This is a genomic window from Nocardiopsis sp. ATB16-24, from assembly GCF_030271535.1.
Lineage (GTDB): Bacteria > Actinomycetota > Actinomycetes > Streptosporangiales > Streptosporangiaceae > Nocardiopsis.
On record NZ_JASCXJ010000005.1, the window covers coordinates 164,174 to 181,376 of the forward strand.

The 17,203-nt window shown below is 68.7% G+C and carries 13 protein-coding genes, 2 pseudogenes, 1 CRISPR repeat array and 1 riboswitch; of the genes and pseudogenes, 10 read left to right on the forward strand and 5 right to left on the reverse strand.

From position 1 onward, the window contains the following. Positions 1 to 77: 77 nt before the first annotated feature. Positions 78 to 1,280, forward strand: a pseudogene (gene cbiE, locus PFX91_RS08290) (precorrin-6y C5,15-methyltransferase (decarboxylating) subunit CbiE); the annotation flags it as partial. On the opposite strand, the gene PFX91_RS08295 reads toward cbiE, so the two are convergent. The 5 genes from PFX91_RS08295 to PFX91_RS08315 form a co-directional block, all read right to left on the reverse strand. Then, a complete protein-coding gene (locus PFX91_RS08295) occupies positions 1,249 to 2,031 on the reverse strand; it encodes a cobalt-precorrin-4/precorrin-4 C(11)-methyltransferase (protein WP_285730627.1) in 783 nt (260 codons plus the stop codon). The pseudogene cbiE and the gene PFX91_RS08295 overlap by 32 nt on opposite strands. Next, positions 2,016 to 3,530, reverse strand: coding sequence for a precorrin-2 C(20)-methyltransferase (locus PFX91_RS08300; protein WP_285730628.1), 1,515 nt, complete (start codon positions 3,528 to 3,530; stop codon positions 2,016 to 2,018). The genes PFX91_RS08295 and PFX91_RS08300 overlap by 16 nt, the downstream gene beginning before the upstream one ends. Beyond that, the gene (locus PFX91_RS08305; RefSeq protein WP_285730629.1) at positions 3,527 to 4,192 is read right to left on the reverse strand and encodes a precorrin-8X methylmutase; all 666 of its coding nucleotides are present in this window, start codon (positions 4,190 to 4,192) and stop codon (positions 3,527 to 3,529) included. Before PFX91_RS08305 ends, PFX91_RS08300 begins: the two co-directional genes overlap by 4 nt. After that, the gene (locus PFX91_RS08310) at positions 4,189 to 5,109 is read right to left on the reverse strand and encodes a ferredoxin-like domain-containing protein (RefSeq protein WP_285730630.1); all 921 of its coding nucleotides are present in this window, start codon (positions 5,107 to 5,109) and stop codon (positions 4,189 to 4,191) included. Before PFX91_RS08310 ends, PFX91_RS08305 begins: the two co-directional genes overlap by 4 nt. A gap of 54 nt (positions 5,110 to 5,163) precedes the next feature. Then, positions 5,164 to 5,366, reverse strand: a riboswitch (cobalamin riboswitch). Between the two features lie 205 nt (positions 5,367 to 5,571). Then, entirely contained in the window at positions 5,572 to 6,246 is a 675-nt protein-coding gene (locus tag PFX91_RS08315) for a TetR/AcrR family transcriptional regulator (RefSeq protein ID WP_285730632.1), read from the reverse strand. A 104-nt stretch (positions 6,247 to 6,350) separates the two neighbouring features. Here PFX91_RS08315 and PFX91_RS08320 point away from each other — a divergent pair, with 104 nt between their 5' ends. The 9 genes and pseudogenes from PFX91_RS08320 to PFX91_RS08360 all read left to right on the forward strand — a co-directional run bounded on the left by PFX91_RS08320 (position 6,351) and on the right by PFX91_RS08360 (position 17,159). Next, positions 6,351 to 7,748: a flavin-containing monooxygenase gene (locus tag PFX91_RS08320; RefSeq protein ID WP_285730633.1), complete on the forward strand. Its 1,398-nt coding sequence runs from the start codon at positions 6,351 to 6,353 to the stop codon at positions 7,746 to 7,748. After that, entirely contained in the window at positions 7,745 to 8,674 is a 930-nt protein-coding gene (locus PFX91_RS08325; protein WP_285730635.1) for an alpha/beta hydrolase, read from the forward strand. Before PFX91_RS08320 ends, PFX91_RS08325 begins: the two co-directional genes overlap by 4 nt. 476 nt (positions 8,675 to 9,150) lie before the next feature. Continuing rightward, positions 9,151 to 9,422: direct repeats of the CRISPR family, unit length 28 nt; unit sequence GTGAGCCCCACGCACGTGGGGATGGACC. Positions 9,423 to 9,484: 62 nt separating this feature from the next. Then, positions 9,485 to 9,718 (forward strand): annotated as a pseudogene (locus PFX91_RS08330) (flavodoxin-dependent (E)-4-hydroxy-3-methylbut-2-enyl-diphosphate synthase); the annotation flags it as partial. A gap of 805 nt (positions 9,719 to 10,523) precedes the next feature. Continuing rightward, positions 10,524 to 11,315: an IclR family transcriptional regulator gene (locus PFX91_RS08335; protein ID WP_285730636.1), complete on the forward strand. Its 792-nt coding sequence runs from the start codon at positions 10,524 to 10,526 to the stop codon at positions 11,313 to 11,315. 93 nt (positions 11,316 to 11,408) lie between these two features. Then, on the forward strand, positions 11,409 to 12,194 hold the full coding sequence (locus PFX91_RS08340; RefSeq protein ID WP_285730637.1) for an IclR family transcriptional regulator: 786 nt from the start codon (positions 11,409 to 11,411) through the stop codon (positions 12,192 to 12,194). Between the two features lie 512 nt (positions 12,195 to 12,706). Then, the gene (locus PFX91_RS08345; protein ID WP_285730638.1) at positions 12,707 to 13,498 is read left to right on the forward strand and encodes an SDR family NAD(P)-dependent oxidoreductase; all 792 of its coding nucleotides are present in this window, start codon (positions 12,707 to 12,709) and stop codon (positions 13,496 to 13,498) included. Positions 13,499 to 14,117: 619 nt separating this feature from the next. After that, positions 14,118 to 15,380: a TRAP transporter substrate-binding protein DctP gene (gene dctP, locus PFX91_RS08350; protein WP_285730639.1), complete on the forward strand. Its 1,263-nt coding sequence runs from the start codon at positions 14,118 to 14,120 to the stop codon at positions 15,378 to 15,380. A gap of 22 nt (positions 15,381 to 15,402) precedes the next feature. Next, positions 15,403 to 15,921 carry a hypothetical protein gene (locus tag PFX91_RS08355; RefSeq protein ID WP_285730640.1) on the forward strand — a complete coding sequence of 173 codons (519 nt, stop codon included), beginning with the start codon at positions 15,403 to 15,405 and terminating at the stop codon, positions 15,919 to 15,921. A gap of 83 nt (positions 15,922 to 16,004) precedes the next feature. Then, positions 16,005 to 17,159, forward strand: coding sequence for an acyl-CoA dehydrogenase family protein (locus PFX91_RS08360; protein WP_285730642.1), 1,155 nt, complete (start codon positions 16,005 to 16,007; stop codon positions 17,157 to 17,159). Positions 17,160 to 17,203: the final 44 nt, after the last annotated feature.

Sequence of the window (17,203 nt, forward strand, 5' to 3'; positions counted from 1 at the left end):
CCTCCGGCGCGGTTCCTGTTTCCGTCACCCACCACCGCCCGGGGGCCGCTTCGCGGGGCGTCGGGGCACCCTCGACGGTCACCGTCGTCGGCATCGGTGCCGACGGCTGGGCCGGTCTGTCGGAGCGACTGCGTCGGATCGTCCTCGACGCGGGCGCGGTGGTGGGCGGACGCAGGCACCTGACCATGCTGCCGGACCTGCCGGGGCAGCGCCGCCAGACCTGGCCCTCACCCTTGAGGGAGGGGTTGCCGGCGCTGCTCGCCTCCCTCGAAGGCGTTCCCACGGTGGCCCTGGCCTCCGGCGACCCGCTCGTCTCAGGGATCGGCACCACCCTGATCGACCTGCTGGGCGCGGACGCCGTACGGGTGGAACCGGCGGTCTCCTCGGTGGCCCTGGCCCGCGCACGGATGGGCTGGCCCGCCGAACGGTGCACGGTGGTGGGTCTGGTCGGACGCGACCCCCGCCTGCTCCTGCCGCACCTGGCACCCGGTCACCGCGTCCTGGTGCTCTCCTCGGACAGGCACACGCCCCAGACGGTCGCGGCCCTGCTGGCCGGCGCCGGCTACGGAGCCAGCCGTATGACCGTGCTGGGCGACCTGGGCTCGGACTCCGAGTCGAGGTCGCAGACCACGGCGGACGACTGGCCTGTGGCCCCTCCCCAGGAGGTGCCCGCGCTGCACGTACTGGCCCTGGAACTGTCCGGTCCTCCAGGGAACGGAGCGGTCCCCGGGCTGGCCGACGACGCCTTCGAACACGACGGTCAGTTGACCAAGAGGGACCTGCGCGCCTCGGCGTTGGCCCGTCTGGCCCCCTCGCCGGGGCGGCACCTGTGGGACGTGGGCGCCGGCTCGGGGTCGGTCGGCATCGAGTGGATGCGGGCCCATCCCACCTGCACCGCCACGGCGGTGGAGGCGCACGCCGAACGGGCCGAACGCATCGGCCGCAACGCGGGCCGCCTCGGCGTCCCCGGATTGCGCGTGGTCACCGGCCGCGCACCGGACGCCCTGGCCGGGCTGCCCGCCCCCGACGCGGTGTTCGTCGGTGGCGGCGCGACCCGACCGGGCGTGCTCGACGCCTGCCTGGAGGCACTGGGGCCGGGCGGACGACTCCTGGTGCACGGAGTGACGCTGGAGACCGAACACCTGCTCGCGGACGCCTACCGGCGCCATGGAGGCGAACTGACCCGCATCGCCGTCGAGACCGCCGCGCCTCTGGGTACCTTCACCGGCTGGACGCCCGCCCGCACGGTCACCCAGTGGTTCCTGAGGGTGGACCACTGACCCGGGGACGGGACGGGTCGTAGAGGTAGGACTCACCGCCCGACTCCGGGGCCAGCGCCCACCCCACGAGGATCACCGCGGCCTGCCGGAAACCCGCCTCCTCCACCGCGTCGGCGATGCTGGAGACCGTGCCGCGCAGCACCGCCTGCCCCGGCTGGGAGGCCCGGTGGACCACCACGACCGGGCACCGGGCACCGTACTCGGGTTCGATCCGCGCCATCAGTTCCCGTGTCCGGGTGACCGCCAGATGCAGCACCAACGTGGCCCGGGTCGCGGCGAACGCCTCCAACGACTCGGTCTCGGGCATCGCGGTCGAGCGGACCCGGGTCCGGGTCAACACGACGGACTGGGCCACCAACGGAACGGTCAGCTCCCGCCCCACCAGGGCCGACGCGGCCGCGTACGCGGGCACACCGGGTGTGACGTCCCACGGGACGCCGTGTGCGTCGAGTCGGCGGGTCTGCTCGGTCAGCGCCGAGTACAGCGACGGATCACCCGAGGTGAGCCGTACGACGTCCCGGCCCGCGGCGTGCGCGGCCACCAGGCGGGCGGTGATGCGGTCCAGGTCCAGGCCCTGGGTGTCCACCAGTTCGGCGTCGGCCGCGCAGTGGGCGAGCACCGCCGGGTCCAGGTACGTGCCCGGATACAGCACCACGTCGGCCTCGGCGAGCATCCGCGTGGCGCGGACCGTCAGTAGGTCGGCGGCACCGGGTCCCGCTCCCACGAAGTGCACGGTCACGGTCTCACCCACCGCGGGGTCCAGACACGACCGGTGGGGGAGAGGCGGGTCCCGGACGCGCCGACGATCAGCAGGCAACGCATGTCGACGGCCGTGGGGTCGAGTTCACCGAGGGTGGTGACCGTCAGGGACTCCCCCTCTCGGCCGATGTCCCGCCCGAGGACGGTCACCGTGTCGGGGTCACGATGCTCCAGCAGGATCCGGCGGGCGGCGGCGACCTGCTCGGTGCGGGTCCGGGAGGCCGGGTTGTAGACGGCCAGCACCATGTCGGCCTCGGCGACGGCGCGCAGTCGCCGCTCGATCACCTCCCACGGTTTGAGACGGTCGGAGAGACTCATCACCGCGAAGTCGCCCCCGATGGGGGCACCGGCCCGGGCCGCGACCGCCTGGACGGCGCTGACACCCGGCAACACCCGCACCGGCACGTCCCGGTACCGGGGGTCCTCGGCCGCCTCGAACACGGCGGTGGCCATGCCGAAGACACCCGCGTCCCCGCCGGAGACCACCGCCACCCTCTCGCCCCGCAGGGCCAGGTCCAGGGCGTGCCGGGCACGGTCGAGTTCGACGGTGTTGCCGGAGGTGTGCCGGGTGAGCCCGGGGCGTTGCGCGACCCGGGCCAGATAGGGGGCGTAACCCACCACGTGGTCCACCTCCGACAGCGCCGTGGAGACTTCGGAGGTGAGCCAGCGGTCGGGACCCGGTCCCAGGCCGACCACCAGCAGTTCCGCCGCCGGTTCGGCCGGAGTCGGATCCTTCGGCTGTGTCTCGCCCCGCCGTCGGGACCGTGTGCCGTTGCGGCTGTCACCGTTGACCAGCACCAGGGAGAAGTAGGGCACCGTCCGAGGGTCGACCTCCGACACCGGCAGCCGGCGTTCCTCCTCCATGGAGGCGCGTTCCACGTACACCGCGTGCTCCAACCGACCGGCCGCCTCCAGGGCGCGGTACACGGACGGGAAGGTCCGCCCCAGCTTCATGATCACGGCCGCGTCGGTGTCCGCCAGACGACGGGCCAACTCCGGTTCGGGCAGGGTGCCGGGCAGCACGGTGAGCACGTCGGTCTGCCGGGCCAGGGGATCCGCCACGGCCGCCGCCGCGGCGCCGAACGCCGGGACCCCGGGGACGATCTGCGTCCGGTACCGTCCGGAGAGCCGGTCGTGCATGTACATGTACGACCCGTAGAACAGCGGATCGCCCTCGGAGAGCAGGACCACGTCGCGGCCGGCGTCCAGGTGGGCGGCCAACCGTGCGGCCGACTCCTCGTAGAAGTCGGCCAGGGCGCCCTGGTAGCCGCCCGGGTGGTCGGTCGTGCCGGTGGTCACCGGGTAGGTGAGCTGTTCCTCGGTCGCCGACTCCGGGATCAGGTCGGCGGCGATGCGGCGGGCGTTGGACCTTTTGCCGATACCGGCGTGGTAGGCGACGACGTCGGCTTCGGCGATGAGCCGGGCCGCCTTGAGGGTGATCAGTCCGGGGTCGCCCGGGCCGACGCCGACGCCGTGGAAACGGCCGGTCATTCCTCCTCCTTGGCCAGTGCGTTGAGCGCCGAGGAGGTCATCGCGGACCCACCTCGGCGGCCGAGGGCGGTCACGTAGGGGACGTCGATGCCGTGCCGGTCGGCGAGCTCGGTCAAGGCCCGCTTGGACTCGGCGGCGCCGATGAAGCCGACCGGGCAGCCGATGATCGCGGCCGGGCGCGAAGCCCCGTCGATCAGCATCTCCAACAGGTGGAAGAGGGCGGTGGGCGCGTTGCCGACGGCGACCACCGCGCCGCCCAGCAGCGGTTCCCACAGGGACACCGCGGCCGCGGTGCGTGTGGTCCCCCATGCCCGGGCGAGCTCGGGCACCCGCTCGTCGCGGAGGTGGCAGAGCACCTGGTTGTCGCGCGGCAGGCGACTGGCGGTCACACCGACGGCCACCATGGTGGCGTCGCACAGGATCGGCGCACCGGCCCGGAGGGCGGTGCGTGCGGCGGGGACCAGCTCGGGGTGGACCACCAGGTCGTCGGCGAGGTCGACCTGGCCGGTGCCGTGGATCATCCGCACGACGAGTCTCTCGGCGTTGGCGGGCAGGTGGTCGAGCCGGGCCTCCCGCCGGATGGTGGCGAAGGAGTCGGCGTAGATCGCGGGCCCGTCGTCGATGTACTCGTAGTGCCGGTTCGGCCGGCGGGGAGCGGTCACCGTGCCTCCCCCGGGACGAGGACACCACGCCACGGCGTGACGACCAGTTCACCGGTCCCGGCCGCGAACGCCTCTTCGGCCAGAGCCTCTGCGGTCGGTCGGTCCAGGCCCTCCTCGGGTACGGGGACGTGCCGTCCGCCTTCGGGCAGGGGACCGTACGGCAGGGGCGGGGCGGGAGCCGGCAGCCGTGGATCCGGCGGTACCGGGTCGGTCAGCGGCGACGGGAGTTCGGCGACGTGCCACGGTGCGGCGGGGCCGTCGCCGCGCTCGTCCAGGAACTTCTCGGCCAATTCCACGAGGGCGGTAGGGGAGCGGTCCAGCGAGATCAGCGGCCCCCATCCCTTTCCGACTCTGAGCTGGGCGACACGTTCGTCGAGGGCGACCAGGCCGAGATCGCAGGAGCGTCGGAGCAGATCGCCGCGTCCGTCGTCCAGGACGAACAGGAAACGTCCGGGGAGGGAGGCGAGGCGGGGATCGGCGCACAACAGCTCGTCCAGGGCGGCGGCGACGGGTCGTAGGTTCGCCCGCCCTCCCACCCGCGTCGGGGCGCCCCGGGCTCCGGTCCGCCCTCCCATCGGACCCGTACGCGGGGAGACCATCACGTTACGGACCAGCTCGTGGGCGGGCGAGGGTAGGAGACCGGTCCGTTCGAGGGCGTGGAGCACCTCGGGGGCCAGCCGTCCCCCGCACCCGGGCAGGGAACGTAGTTGGAGGTTGGCCCGGCCGGTGAGGTGTATGCGGCCGGTGCCGTGGTCGTCGGCGACGGCGGCCAGGGCGCGCAGTGAGCGGGCGGGAAGCCGGCCGCCGACGAGCCGGAGGCGGACCAACAGTCCGTCCTCGGCGGGCCAGGGCCGCAGGACTCCGGGGCAGCGGTCACGTCGAGTGCGCACAGGAAGGGCGGGACCGGTGGGGGACATGCGTGTCCTTCGGATCGAGGACCCGTTCGCGGGGCCCGTGGACGACCTGGCGGCCCGTCACCGCCAGTGCCAGCAGGTCTTCGGACTCGGGATCCATCGGTGCGGAGCGCCTTCCCGGAGCGGTGCTCCAGTGGCTGTCCCGGGAAACGATCTCGGGACGTGCTCGCCCGTCACCCTCACCGCTGCGCGTCAGTCCCGGAGTCTCACCGGGTTCCCTGCTCCACGAGGTGGAGTTCGACTGGCCCGACGAGGTTACCCGGTTCCCTTCCGTGACGGTCCGGGGGGTGGGCCCCGAAGCGGTTCACGGGCCTTTCGCGCTTTCGGTGTTCGGGGTCCCACCGGGCACGACCGTGGAAGTCCCGGAGACCGTGGTCAGGGGAAGGCCCCCGCTCGGGAGCACGCGAAGCAGGGGCGGCAGGAGGCAGGGGCCTTTCGGGGGACGCCGGCCGTGGACGAAGAGGCTCAGGAAGTCGTGTCCGCGGTGGGGGACCTCGGGGTCGGCCGGTGCGGATCGAGGATGAGACGCAGCATCCGGCGGGCCTGGACGGTCGCGTGGTCGCGGTCCCCCTCCTGAAGGCCCAGGACCGGGTCGAGGCCGTTCACGTGCGGGGCCAGGGCCAAGTGCGGCAGGAGCAGCAGCAGGAGGGCGATCAGGGCGTCGCGGTCGGTGTCCGCGCGCAGCTGCCCCGAGTCGTGGGCCAGTTCCACCAGCGGGGTGATCACCTCCAGGTAGTGGCGGTTGACCGTGTCCCGCACGGCCGCGCGGGCCAGCGCGTCGGGTTCGAGGTTGGTGGCGGCGGTCAGGGCGCGGTCCCGGGGATGGTCGTGGAAGTAGCCGACCCAGGCCTTGAGGAGGGCGTCGAAGGAACCGAAGAAGTCGGTGTCCACGGGAAGGCGCGCCACCTCGGCCTCCATGGCCGCGCGGATGCGCAGGCTGGCCAGTTCGGCCAGGTGGGCGTACATGTCCGCCTTGTCGACGAAGTACTGGAAGAGGCTGCCCTTGGAGATGCCGGCCTCCCTGCTGATGGTGTTGAGGCTGGCCCCGCTGAACCCCCGCTCACCGAACTCGGCCTCGGCCGCCGCGAGCACCGCGTCACGTTTGGCTGCGGGCAGGCGATCCCAGGTCGGTGTCGGCATGCGCTCCCCTTCGTGTACCGGACCGGTATTGACGGTCGACCACCGACATCCTACGGTGTGACCACTGGTCATATGACCAGTGGTCACTTTCTGGGAGGCACGTGTTGGCGGACACCGGAAAATACAAGGTGTGCGTGATCGGAGCGGGCTCGGCGGGCATCGCGGCGATCAAGGTCCTGGCCGAACGCGGCATCGACGTCGAGGCCTACGAACTGTCGGACCGCGTCGGCGGTAACTGGGTCTGGGGCAACAGCAACGGGGTGTCGGCGGCGTACAGGTCACTGCACATCAACACCTCACGACAGCGCATGGAGTTCAGCGACTTCCCCATGCCCGACCACCTGCCCGACTTCGCCCGCCACGACCAGGTCGCCCAGTACTTCGCCGACTACGTCGAACACTTCGGGTTCGCCGACCGCATCCGGTTCCGCACCGGCGTCACCCACGTCGACCCCAAGGACGACGGAACCTTCGAGGTCACCCTCTCCACCGGGGAGACCCGGTGGTACGACGCGGTCCTGGTGGCCAACGGACACCACTGGGACCCGCGCATGCCCGAACCCGCCTTCCCCGGCCAGGACTCCTTCACCGGCGAACTGATGCACTCCCACTCCTACACCGAGGAGTCCCAACTGACCGGCAAACGCGTCGTCGTGGTCGGCATGGGCAACTCCGGCATGGACATCGCGGTCGACGCCTCCTACCACGCCGAGGCCACCTACCTGTCGGCGCGCCGCGGCGTCCACGTGATCCCCAAGTACGTGGGAGGACGCCCCTACGACCAGATCGCCGGACACGAACGGATGCCCCACTGGATCCGCTGGCCGCTGGCCCGCCTGCTCATGGGCGCCGTGACCGGCCCGATGGAGCGCTACGGCCTGCCCCGCCCCGACCACAAGTTCGCCCAGGCCCACCCGACGATGTCCAGCCGCATCCTGGACCGGTTGGCCCACGGAGCGATCACTCCCAAGCCCAACATCGACCGCTTCGAGGGCCAGGAGGTGGTGTTCACCGACGGCAGCCGCGTCGAAGCCGACCTCGTGGTCTTCTGCACCGGCTACAAGATCAGCTTCCCCTTCTTCGACCCCGACTTCCTCGACCCCTCCGGCGACAACGAGATCCGGCTCTACAAGCGGATGTTCCACACCAGCACACCGGGGCTGTACTTCGTCGGCCTCATCCAACCCCTGGGCGCGATCATGCCGATCGCCGAACGCCAGGCCGAACTGATCGCCGACCACCTACAGGGCGTCTACCGTCTGCCGAGCGCCTCGGAGATGGAACGCGAGATCGACGCGCACCGCCGCCACCAGGCCAAGCGCTACGTCGCCTCCAAACGGCACACCATCCAGGTCGACTTCGACGACTACATGCGCGCCCTACGGGTAGAGCGTCGACGGGGAGCACGCCGCGCGGCCGGACGCACCCCCGTGGACCGCCCGGTGGCCAGCGCCTCCGCCCGCGCGGCCAGGGAGAACGCCGAACCGGGAGCCGCCGTATGACCTCTCGCGAGATCACCTTCGACAGCGGCGGCCTGCGCTGCGCCGCCACCCTGTACCTCCCCGACCTGCGTCCCGACGCGCCCAGACCGCCCGTCATCGTGATGGCCCACGGCCTGGGCGCCGTCCGGGAGATGGGACTGGCCGCCTACGCCGAACGCTTCACCGCCGCCGGTTACGCCTGCCTGACCTTCGACTACCGGCACTTCGGCGACAGCCAGGGCCACCCGCGACACCTGCTGTCCCCGACCGAGCAACTTCAGGACTGGGCCGCCGCCCTGGACCACGTCCGCCGCATGGAGGACGTCGACGGCGACCGGATCATCGCCTGGGGTACCTCCTTCGCCGGCGGCCACGTCATCACCACCGCCGCCGACCACCCCCGGGGCCTGGTCGCCGCGATCGCCCAGTCGCCCTTCACCGACGGCGTCGCCTCCGCGCTCGCCCTCCACCCGCTCAGCACCGCCAAGGTGATGGCCGCCGCCGTCCGTGATCTGGTGCGCTCCGGCCTGGGCAAGGAGCCGTACATGGTCGCCACCGCCGGGCCGCCTCGTGGCGCCGCGCTCATGACCGCACCCGACGCCGAACCCGGCTACCTCGGGCTGGTCCCGCCCGACAGCGACTTTCGCAACGAGGTCGCCGCCCGCGCGGCCTTCGCCATTCTGGGTTACCGACCCGGACGCCACACCCGCCGTATCCGAGTCCCGGTGCTGTTCGCCATCTGCGCCCCCGACTCGGTCGCCCCCGCCGTCCCCACCCGACGGTTCGCCGCACGTGCCCCGCGCGGGGAGGTGGCCGTCTACACCGACGGGCACTTCGACATCTACGCCGGAGATGGTTTCGAACGTGTCGTCACCGATCAGCTCGACTTCCTGCGCCGCCACGTACCGGTGACACCGCAGGGGGATCCGTCTACGGGGGGCAGGTAGGGGGACGGTGGTCGGAGGCTGAAGGCTCATGTGGTGGGCCGGGCCGGGGCACCCGGTACCACCGCTGGGACGGGGCCTGGTGGATGGAGGTGGAGACGCCGGTCGGAGTCACGGGAACGGGGCGGCCGTCGACAGCCAAGCTCCCCGGGCGCGGGTGCCCAGGGTGCGGGTGCCGGGCGGTGACTGCGAACCAAGACCATAGGCGTTTCCTCCTGCCGGTTCGGCAGGGAAGCGCATCCCATCGGGGGCCGTGGTCTGTGAGACGGCCGAACAGGTCGTCTCACAGACCACGACGTGTCTTGGAGTACGGGCGGACGGCCAGGGTGGGGGAGCGAAGAGCTTCCTCACGAAGGTGATGTGAGCATGGTTGTACGTTCGGGTGTTAAGTAACATCTGCTTCGTGAAGCGGCTTGGCAAGGAAGCTCAAAATAAAGTTGCGGGAAGATAACGCTCTATGTTTCCGCAGGTCGTTAAGCGTGAGCCCCACGCACGTGGGGATGGACCGCGTCCTGATAAAGGACTCTCCTCCGGGGACCTGTGAGCCCCACGCACGTGGGGATGGACCCCGAGGTGGGCGGGCCTGGTCGAGGTGGACGGCGTGAGCCCCGCGCACGTGGGGATGGACCGTGGCCGTTGCCGACCCCGACGTCGACGTGGGCGTGAGCCCCACGCACGTGGGGATGGACCGGGATGGGCGCATGAACCCCACACCGAGGACTGGTGAGCCCCACGCACGTGGGGATGGACCGGGGCGGCCGGCCTGGTGAGCCTGGCCGCCGTCGGCGAGTTGGTAGTCCTGCTCCCCGATTCCGCGTGGCCGTCATGGGCTGTGTCGTCAACGGCCCCGGTGAGGCGCGCGACGCGGACCTGGGTGTGGCCTCGGGCAACGGCAAGGGCCAGATCTTCGTCAAGGGCGAGGTCATCAAGACCGTGCCCGAGTCCAAGATCGTGGAGACCCTCATCGAGGAGGCCATGCGCATCGCCGAGGAGATGGGCGAGTCCGTGGACGGAGAGGGCGGTCCCACCGTCTCCGTGGCCGGCTGAGCCCTCCTTCCGGCTCGCTGCGTCCGTGAGCGGGGCGGCGCGCTTTTTCCCGGTGATCTTGCTCGGGGTGTCACTGTCGGGCGTTCTCGGTGACGCTGGGAGCAAGATCACGGGGGAGGGGTGGGGTGTGGGGGCGGTAGGGGCCGTCGGTGGTGGCGGCTTGCTTCAGGTGTCCGGAAGTGGTGCTGGTGTGAAGGATGGGGTTCTGTTCGGGGTGAGGGTGTTGCTGGGAGCGTCCTCAATGGTTCGCAGTGCTCTTAGTAGCACTGGCGAGGAGGGGGAGCGCGGAAGGAGCACGCCTTTACGGTCATCCCCTATGGCCTGGACATGACCACCGCACCGCCATGACCACCGCACCGGCCCCGAGCACTCTTCGTCCTCGGGGCCGGCGTTCCCCCGTCTCCTCCTCCGAGCACTCTCCGTCCTCGGTGCCGGTGTCGGTACGGCGGAGTCGAACCGCCTGTCAGTCTCGGGCGTTGGCCGCCTCCCGGACCCCTCGTTCCTCCCCCGCCCTTCCTCCCGGGGGCCACCGCCCCTCTGGGTCCCTCGTCCCTTCCCGCCCGGCTGCTCTTCCCAGGGTCCACCGTCTCCCTCCCAGGCTCCTTGTGTCTCTCCCCCCGCCCTTCCTCCCGGGGGCCACCGCCCCTCTGGGCCCCTCGTCCCTTCCCGCTCGGCCCCTCTTCCCGGGGCCACCGTCCCTCTGGAGCCCGTCCTGTCGGACACTGACCTCGGCAAACTCTTGTGAGGCGAGTCACCTTTCGGTATCCTGAAGGTGTCTTCAGCATTATGAAGAAAGTGGTGAGGCATGTCGGTCGAGTTCGACACACTGGAGAGGACCGCGGGTGAGGCCGGGGAGGTAGCCCCTGACGACCGAAGCGTGATCGGTCGTGCGTTTCGGGTCTTGGCCGCGCTCGGTGAGGACGCGACGACTGTGTCGTTGGCGCGGCTGGCCGAACGCACGGGGCTCCCGAAGGGCAGCCTGCATCGGCTCTGCGCGCAGCTCATCGATCAAGGGGTCGTCGAGCGCGTGGGCGTCGGATATCGACTGGGATTTCGGATGTACGACCTCGGCATGCGCGCGTCCTCGCCGCGTGACCTGAGGAATATCGCTCTGCCGCTGGTCTCGGAACTCCACGCGGTGACCAAGTGCGCGGCCCACCTGAGTGTGCTCAAGGACGATGACCTGTTCATCGTCAACGCGGTGACCGGGCGTTCGGGGTTGCGGTACGCGTTGGTGCCCGGGGGAAGGCGTCGTGCGCTGGAGACCGCGTCGGGTCGGGCCTTGGTGGCAATGGCGGCCCCTGAGGTCCGGGAGCGGATCTTGCGTAACGTCTACTGCCCTCCAGGTCTTCGAGCCGAAATGGACCGTGTCGCGGCGGAGGGCGTATCCCGTCTGCGGGTCGATAGCAAGTTGCAGGCACTCGCGGTTCCCGTAATGGGTTGGGAAGGCTACTCGGTGGCCGCGCTATCCTTGTGCTGCGCGGATTTTCCGGCCCGCCATGACGATTTCATCAACGCACTGCGTGGAGCGGCACGTGTCCTGGAAGCAAAGCTGAAGGAAGTTCCTGGAAGCGTGTGGTACACGTCGAATAAATGATTTCAGCGGTCGGTTTGATTCCGTGGCCGGAGGAGTCGGAATCAGGGGTATCGTGTAGCCGTAAAACTCCTGTGCGACGATCATCTTCGGGAGATGGACATGACCAGCGGAACGAACTACCGGGCGGTAGGTCGGATTTCGGGGATCATCGAGGCCTTGGTGGACAGCGAAGAACCTCAACGTCTCGTTGATCTGGCCCGAGAGATCGACGCACCGCCGTCGTCGGTGCACCTGCTCTTAGGTGAAATGTGCCGAGTCGGACTCGTTCAGATTTCTCCGGAACGTCGTTACACTCCCGGACCCGCCCTGGTTTCTCTGGCCTTCAGGATCGTGGAGAAAAATCAGCTCATCGGTGCCACGGAACCGATCATGTCCGAACTCATGGAGCAGACCGGAGAAGACGTCTATCTGGTATTCAGTCACGAAAGGGCAGTGCACTATGCCCATCGGGTGTGCCATGAACGTGGACTGCGGTTGGACATCAGCCTCGGCTCCACTCGGGATCTTCACTCCACTGCCGCAGGTCAGTTGTTCCTCGCGATGATGTCTCCTGAGGAGCGCGAGGACACGATGGCGAACCTGCGGTGGACGAAGCACACGGAACACACCATCACCACCCCTGAGGCTCTTCTGTCGCGCCTCGAAGAGGTGCGACATCGTGATTGGGCCATGACCGACCGGGAGAACCACCCGGGTGTCATATCGGTAGCGGTTCCGATTCGAGCCAATGGTCCCAGAGTGGTCGCCGCACTGAGTGTGTCGGTCATCAATAACCAAGAGCCCGATAACGTGGACCACGTTATCGAATGCGCACGTGCGGCGGCTCGACGACTGTCGCTCGAACTCGGCGGGGAGAAAGCGATCGCCTCGGTCCGATGAGGTGATCGTCCAACGAGACGACCCCCATGCTCATGAGGTGCCGCGACAGGTTCGACCGTAGGGCCCTGTGCTTCCTGTCGGCTCAGGGCCGTCGAAGATCTTCCCCCGTGGTCTCGTCGCGGCGCTCGACGACCGGCGGTACCGGGACGAGGGCGCGGAGTTCCTCGGTCGTGGCCGGCCGATGTCTCGGGCTCGACGGCCACGCCGAGGGCGTCCGGAGCGATCCGGCCCCTGACGCTGGAGACCGGCCCACTACCCCGATCCGCGCCCGGATCAGGCCTCCGCGACATTGGACCGAGGACAGAACAGCCATAGACGGAAGCAGCCTTCCGAATACTGGAACATGGCCTGGAACGCCGGTCGGTGTGCGTGGACGCTGATACCTGACGGAAAGCGCCTTTCGCGGCGCGAAGCAGGGCATCGTAGACAGCCGGTCGCGGTCATCGAAGGTTCCGAGTGGAGCGAGATCCGCATGCCGTCACGGTGCCCGACTTGTACATGAGGACGGGATCATGGCGACCGAGGACAGGCCGGTAACACTGGTGACGGGAGCGAGCTCGGGGCTGGGTCGCGCCGTCGCGCTCCGCCTTGCCGAGGCCGGCGCGCACGTGGTGGTGAGCAGCCACCGGGAGGAACGCGCACGCGTGGTCGCGGACCAGATTCGCCAGGCGGGGGGCAGCGCGAGCGTGCAGGTCGCGGACCTGCTCGATCGCGAACAGGTCGTCGCCCTGCCGCAACGGATCGTCGAGGAGCACGGTCGACTCGATCACGTCGTCTCCAGCGGAGCCGGCGGGAGCAAGGAAGGCCAGGCCTTCAAGCTCTTCACCGAGACGCCCACCGAGGACTTCGTCGGCATCGTGGTCGCTCATTGGCTGAACAAGGCGTATCTGCTGAGGGCCTGCCTCGATCACATGGTTCCCGCCGGATACGGGCGCTTCGTCAACATCAGCACCGATGGAGGACGGGTCCCCACACCCCACGAATCGGTGTTCGGCGGGGCCGCGGCCGGACTCATGATGATGACACGCGTCGTCTCCCGCGAGGTCGGACGCTACGGCGTCCGCGTGAACACGGTCGCGGTCGGTCCGTTGGCGGACTTCGACATGGTCGACATCGTCACGAACAAGCAGGAGGTCCCGGGTGCGGTGGGAGGCAAGTTCGCCGAAAAGCTACAGAAGAGGATGGTCTTCCCGTCCGTGGCCGACGATGTGGCGAAAATGGTCGAGTTCCTCCTCGGAGACGGCGGCTCGACGGTGACCGGCCAGACGTGGTCGGTGAACAGCGGGGTGTCGACGGCTCCGTGAGCTTCGCCGGGGGCCTCCCGCCGTTCGTGCTCGCGCACAAGGTCCGGTGGGGAGTGGTCTAGGGAGTGTTTTTTAGAAGGCTTTCGGGTCAGCGAGCGGCCGTCCAGGCAATCTCTCGCAAGACGATGTGCGAAGTTCAGCCTGGTTGTGCTTCACGAGCGCAGAGGCGTAGCGAGAGGCGGCCTGGTGGACGCGAGCCCGGAATGATGCAAAAAACACGACCTACGCCCGGACGACGGTCTCACGCACCGGCGTGCGAGCGAGGGCGGGAGGCCTCCCACACCGCTCGAGGTGTCGCGTAGGTGCCTGGTTCGCTGACGCTCCGTCACCGGGGCACAAGGTGAGAAGGCACTTGTGGCCAGGACGTTTCACTCCCTGGAACCCGCCGTTTCGGGGCGCGTCGCGAAGGTGCAGCCTGGACCCCAAGCAGGACACGTTCGACCTCCCATTTCGCGCAGAAGGTTCTCGACGGGCGCACCTCCTCCCGCCGAGATCGCGGCACACGGGGCCTTGGACGTGGTCAGGGTGCGGTCCACAGAAGTACCTCACCACCTGATGACTCTCGAAAGAAGTGGCTGCTCCAGCACTTCGGTGAGACGTGTTACCGAAAGGAAGTCCGATGGCACCAGGAAGAAGACTGAGGGGGGCCACGGCCGCGACGGCCGCCCTTGTGTTGCTGGCCGGTTGTGCCGAGAGCGCAGCGGATGGTTCCGGAGGCTCGGGTGAGGGCGTCGCCCTTGGCGCGAGCATGGAGGAATACCAGGCGGCGTTCGAGAACGTGGACGACATCGTTCTGTACGCTCAGTCGCCCAATGCCCAGGGAAGCTTGAGCGGGCGCTACATCGAGACCTACCACGCGGCGGTCGAGGAGTGGTCCGGAGGCAAGATCACCTTCGACGTCGTCTACGCGAGCGGTGTGGCCGAGCCGACCGAAACCGACGCCGCGCTGGCGGACGGACGTTTGGACATCGCCCAGGTGTACCCCGCCTACGCCCCCCAGAGGTACCCGGCCAACACCGCGCTGGTCCAGTCCATCGTCGCCTCGGACGCCAGCGTCGTCGAAGGTGCGCTGTCCGCGAACGCCTGGCCCCTCGATCTGGCCGCCTCCAACGACCAGATCCTGGGGGAGTTCGAGGACAACGGCATGAAACCGCTCGCACCGTTCTACTTCCCCGGTGCCTCGGCCCTGTACTGCACCGAGGCCAGGACGTCCTTGAGCGACCTGGAGAACACGGTCGTGGCCGCGGGGGGCGCTTCGCAGGTCGCCCAGCTGGAGCAGATCGGTGCCTCTCCGGTGTCCATCGCCTTCAGTGAGCTGTACGAAGGCCTTCAGCGCGGCGTCGCGGACTGTGCACTGGCCAGTTTCAACTCCGCCGCCAACTCGGGGATCGCCGAAGTGGCGCCCAACGTGTCCCTCGACCCCCAGAACGGATTCGCGGGAATGGCGGGCGCCATGGCGATGAGTCTCGACACCTGGGAGTCTTTGCCACTGGTGGCCCAGCAACTGTTGATCGACCGCATGGACGTCTTCTGGACCGACTACCTCGACGTCAACTGGGAGATCACCGCCGACGCCTCGAAGCAGATCCAGGAGGCCGGAGGAGAGTTCTTCGGACTGGACGAGGACGCGCGTGAGTCCATCGGGAGCGTGAACGAAGAACTCCTCGAAGAGGCCTCCCAAGCCTTCGACGACCCTGAGGACTTCCTCTCCCAGGTCGCGGACCTGAGCACCGCATGGGACGAGAAGGTCAGCGAGCTCGGATACGAGAACGAGGTCGACTTCAACGGATTCGGTGAGTGGTTCGAGCCCGGTCGGATCGACCTCGAACCGATCGTCAGTGAAATGTTCGACTCCATCCACCTGGAGAGCAGGCCGGAATAACCGGTTGAGAAAGGAATGAGCCATGCTGCACCACTGGTCCTTCAACGCCGAAGATCCCGACAAGGTCGCGGCCGTTCTCGCCGAGATCATGGGTGGGAGCGTCATCGTTCCGCCGATCCCGCCCTATGAGGAGGGCGCGCGATGGGTCTGCCTGTTCGACGAGCACGGAACGATGATCGAGGTCGGCCCGATCGACGCCTGCAAGTACCCGGACGAGAGTGGCCTGGCCACCATCAAGGAGGTTCCGGGCTCAACGCAGCAGTACTCCTACAACCACGCGCTGTGCAGCGCCGCCGTTTCCTTCGAGCGGATCCGCGAACTCGCCGACCGGGAGGGCTGGCCGACCGCGTACTTCGATGGGCCGTTCAAGTTCCAGGGCCTGTGGATCGAAGGGCGTCAGTACATCGAGTTCGCCACCGCCGACGTGCTCAAGCAGTACACCGACATCTTCGGTGACACCACGGCGGAGAAGCTCGACGCGCACAACCGGGCCCGAGAGGCGGAACTGAAAGCCCTGGCCGCGGAGAAGAAGGACGACTGACACCGTCGTCCCACATCGGACGACCACGGACAGCAGGGGGTGCGGTGCGCCGCACCCCCATGGACACGTAAGGAGTGCGGCGCATGATGTCGTCGAACGAGGTGGTGGACTCACCCTTCACCGAAGAAGAGGAGGACGCGCGTGCGGTGATCCGTACCTTCCTCCAACGCGAACTCGAACCGGTCGCGTCCCTGTTCGTGGACGATCCGAGCCGGGAGCGTGAGTTCTGGCGCCGCGCGGGTGAGGCGGGTGTTCTCGGGGCCAACATCGACGAACGGTACGGGGGCCCTGGGATGTCGGCGCTGTTCGGCGTCGTGCTCTCCTACGAACTGGGCAGGTCCCCGGCCGGAGCGATCGTCGGCAGTTCGATCACCGCCGACCCCGGCGCGACCCACGTGTTGATGAGCGGTGGCTCCGAGGAGCACAAACACCGCCTGGCCAAGGGGATCATGTCCGGTGACCTGACCCCGGCGTTCGCCGTCACCGAGCCGGAAGCCGGTAGTGACGCCTTGGCCATGCGCACGCACGCGGTACGTGACGGCGACGAGTACGTCCTGAACGGTTCGAAGACCTTCATCAGCAACGGGAACAAGGCCGAGCTGATCTACCTGGCCGCCAAGACCGACCCCACCCGGCGAGGCGCGGGCGTGAGCATGTTCCTGGTGGAGGGACAACCCGCGGGACTGTCACGTGTGCGGATGAAGACGATGGGCTATCCCGCCTATGACCTCGCCGAACTGTACTTCGACGACGTGCGGGTGCCGGCCGAGAACCTCCTGCTCGGCGAAGGGCGCGGGATGGAACTGATGATGTCCACCTTCGCCCTGGACCGGTTGCAGATGGCGGCCCGTGCCTTGGGCGAGGCGGACCTGGCGATGGAATTGGCCCTCGAACACGCCAAGACCCGCGAGATGTTCGGAAAATCGCTCTTCGACTTCCAGAACACGAAGTTCGTGCTCGCTGACATGAAGACCCAGATCGAGGTCGGTCGAGCCTTTCTTCATGAAGGAATCCGCAAGTACCGGGCCGACCGTTTCACGATGAGCGACGGCGCCATGTTGAAGGTGTGGATCCCGGAGATGGCCGGACGCGTCATCGATGACGCCCTGCAATTGTTCGGAGGCTCGGGATTCATGGACGAGATGCCGATCGCGCAGCTTTACAAGGGAAGCAGGCTGCACCGCCTGTACGCGGGGACCACCGAAATCCAGAAGGAGACCATCGCACGTTCGCTGTAGAACGCCGGGAACCGCGGTCGACGTCGAGCATCGCGGTTTCTGGG

Excerpts from the sequence above, each read along its gene's own strand:
- PFX91_RS08300 (WP_285730628.1), bottom strand. The coding sequence starts at position 3,530 with ATGACCGGCCGTTTCCACGGCGTCGGCGTCGGCCCGGGCGACCCCGGA.
- PFX91_RS08310 (WP_285730630.1), bottom strand. The coding sequence starts at position 5,109 with ATGTCCCCCACCGGTCCCGCCCTTCCTGTGCGCACTCGACGTGACCGC.
- PFX91_RS08315 (WP_285730632.1), bottom strand. The coding sequence starts at position 6,246 with ATGCCGACACCGACCTGGGATCGCCTGCCCGCAGCCAAACGTGACGCG.
- PFX91_RS08325 (WP_285730635.1), top strand. The coding sequence starts at position 7,745 with ATGACCTCTCGCGAGATCACCTTCGACAGCGGCGGCCTGCGCTGCGCC.
- PFX91_RS08335 (WP_285730636.1), top strand. The coding sequence starts at position 10,524 with ATGTCGGTCGAGTTCGACACACTGGAGAGGACCGCGGGTGAGGCCGGG.
- PFX91_RS08340 (WP_285730637.1), top strand. The coding sequence starts at position 11,409 with ATGGACATGACCAGCGGAACGAACTACCGGGCGGTAGGTCGGATTTCG.
- PFX91_RS08345 (WP_285730638.1), top strand. The coding sequence starts at position 12,707 with ATGGCGACCGAGGACAGGCCGGTAACACTGGTGACGGGAGCGAGCTCG.
- dctP (WP_285730639.1), top strand. The coding sequence starts at position 14,118 with ATGGCACCAGGAAGAAGACTGAGGGGGGCCACGGCCGCGACGGCCGCC.
- PFX91_RS08355 (WP_285730640.1), top strand. The coding sequence starts at position 15,403 with ATGCTGCACCACTGGTCCTTCAACGCCGAAGATCCCGACAAGGTCGCG.
- PFX91_RS08360 (WP_285730642.1), top strand. The coding sequence starts at position 16,005 with ATGATGTCGTCGAACGAGGTGGTGGACTCACCCTTCACCGAAGAAGAG.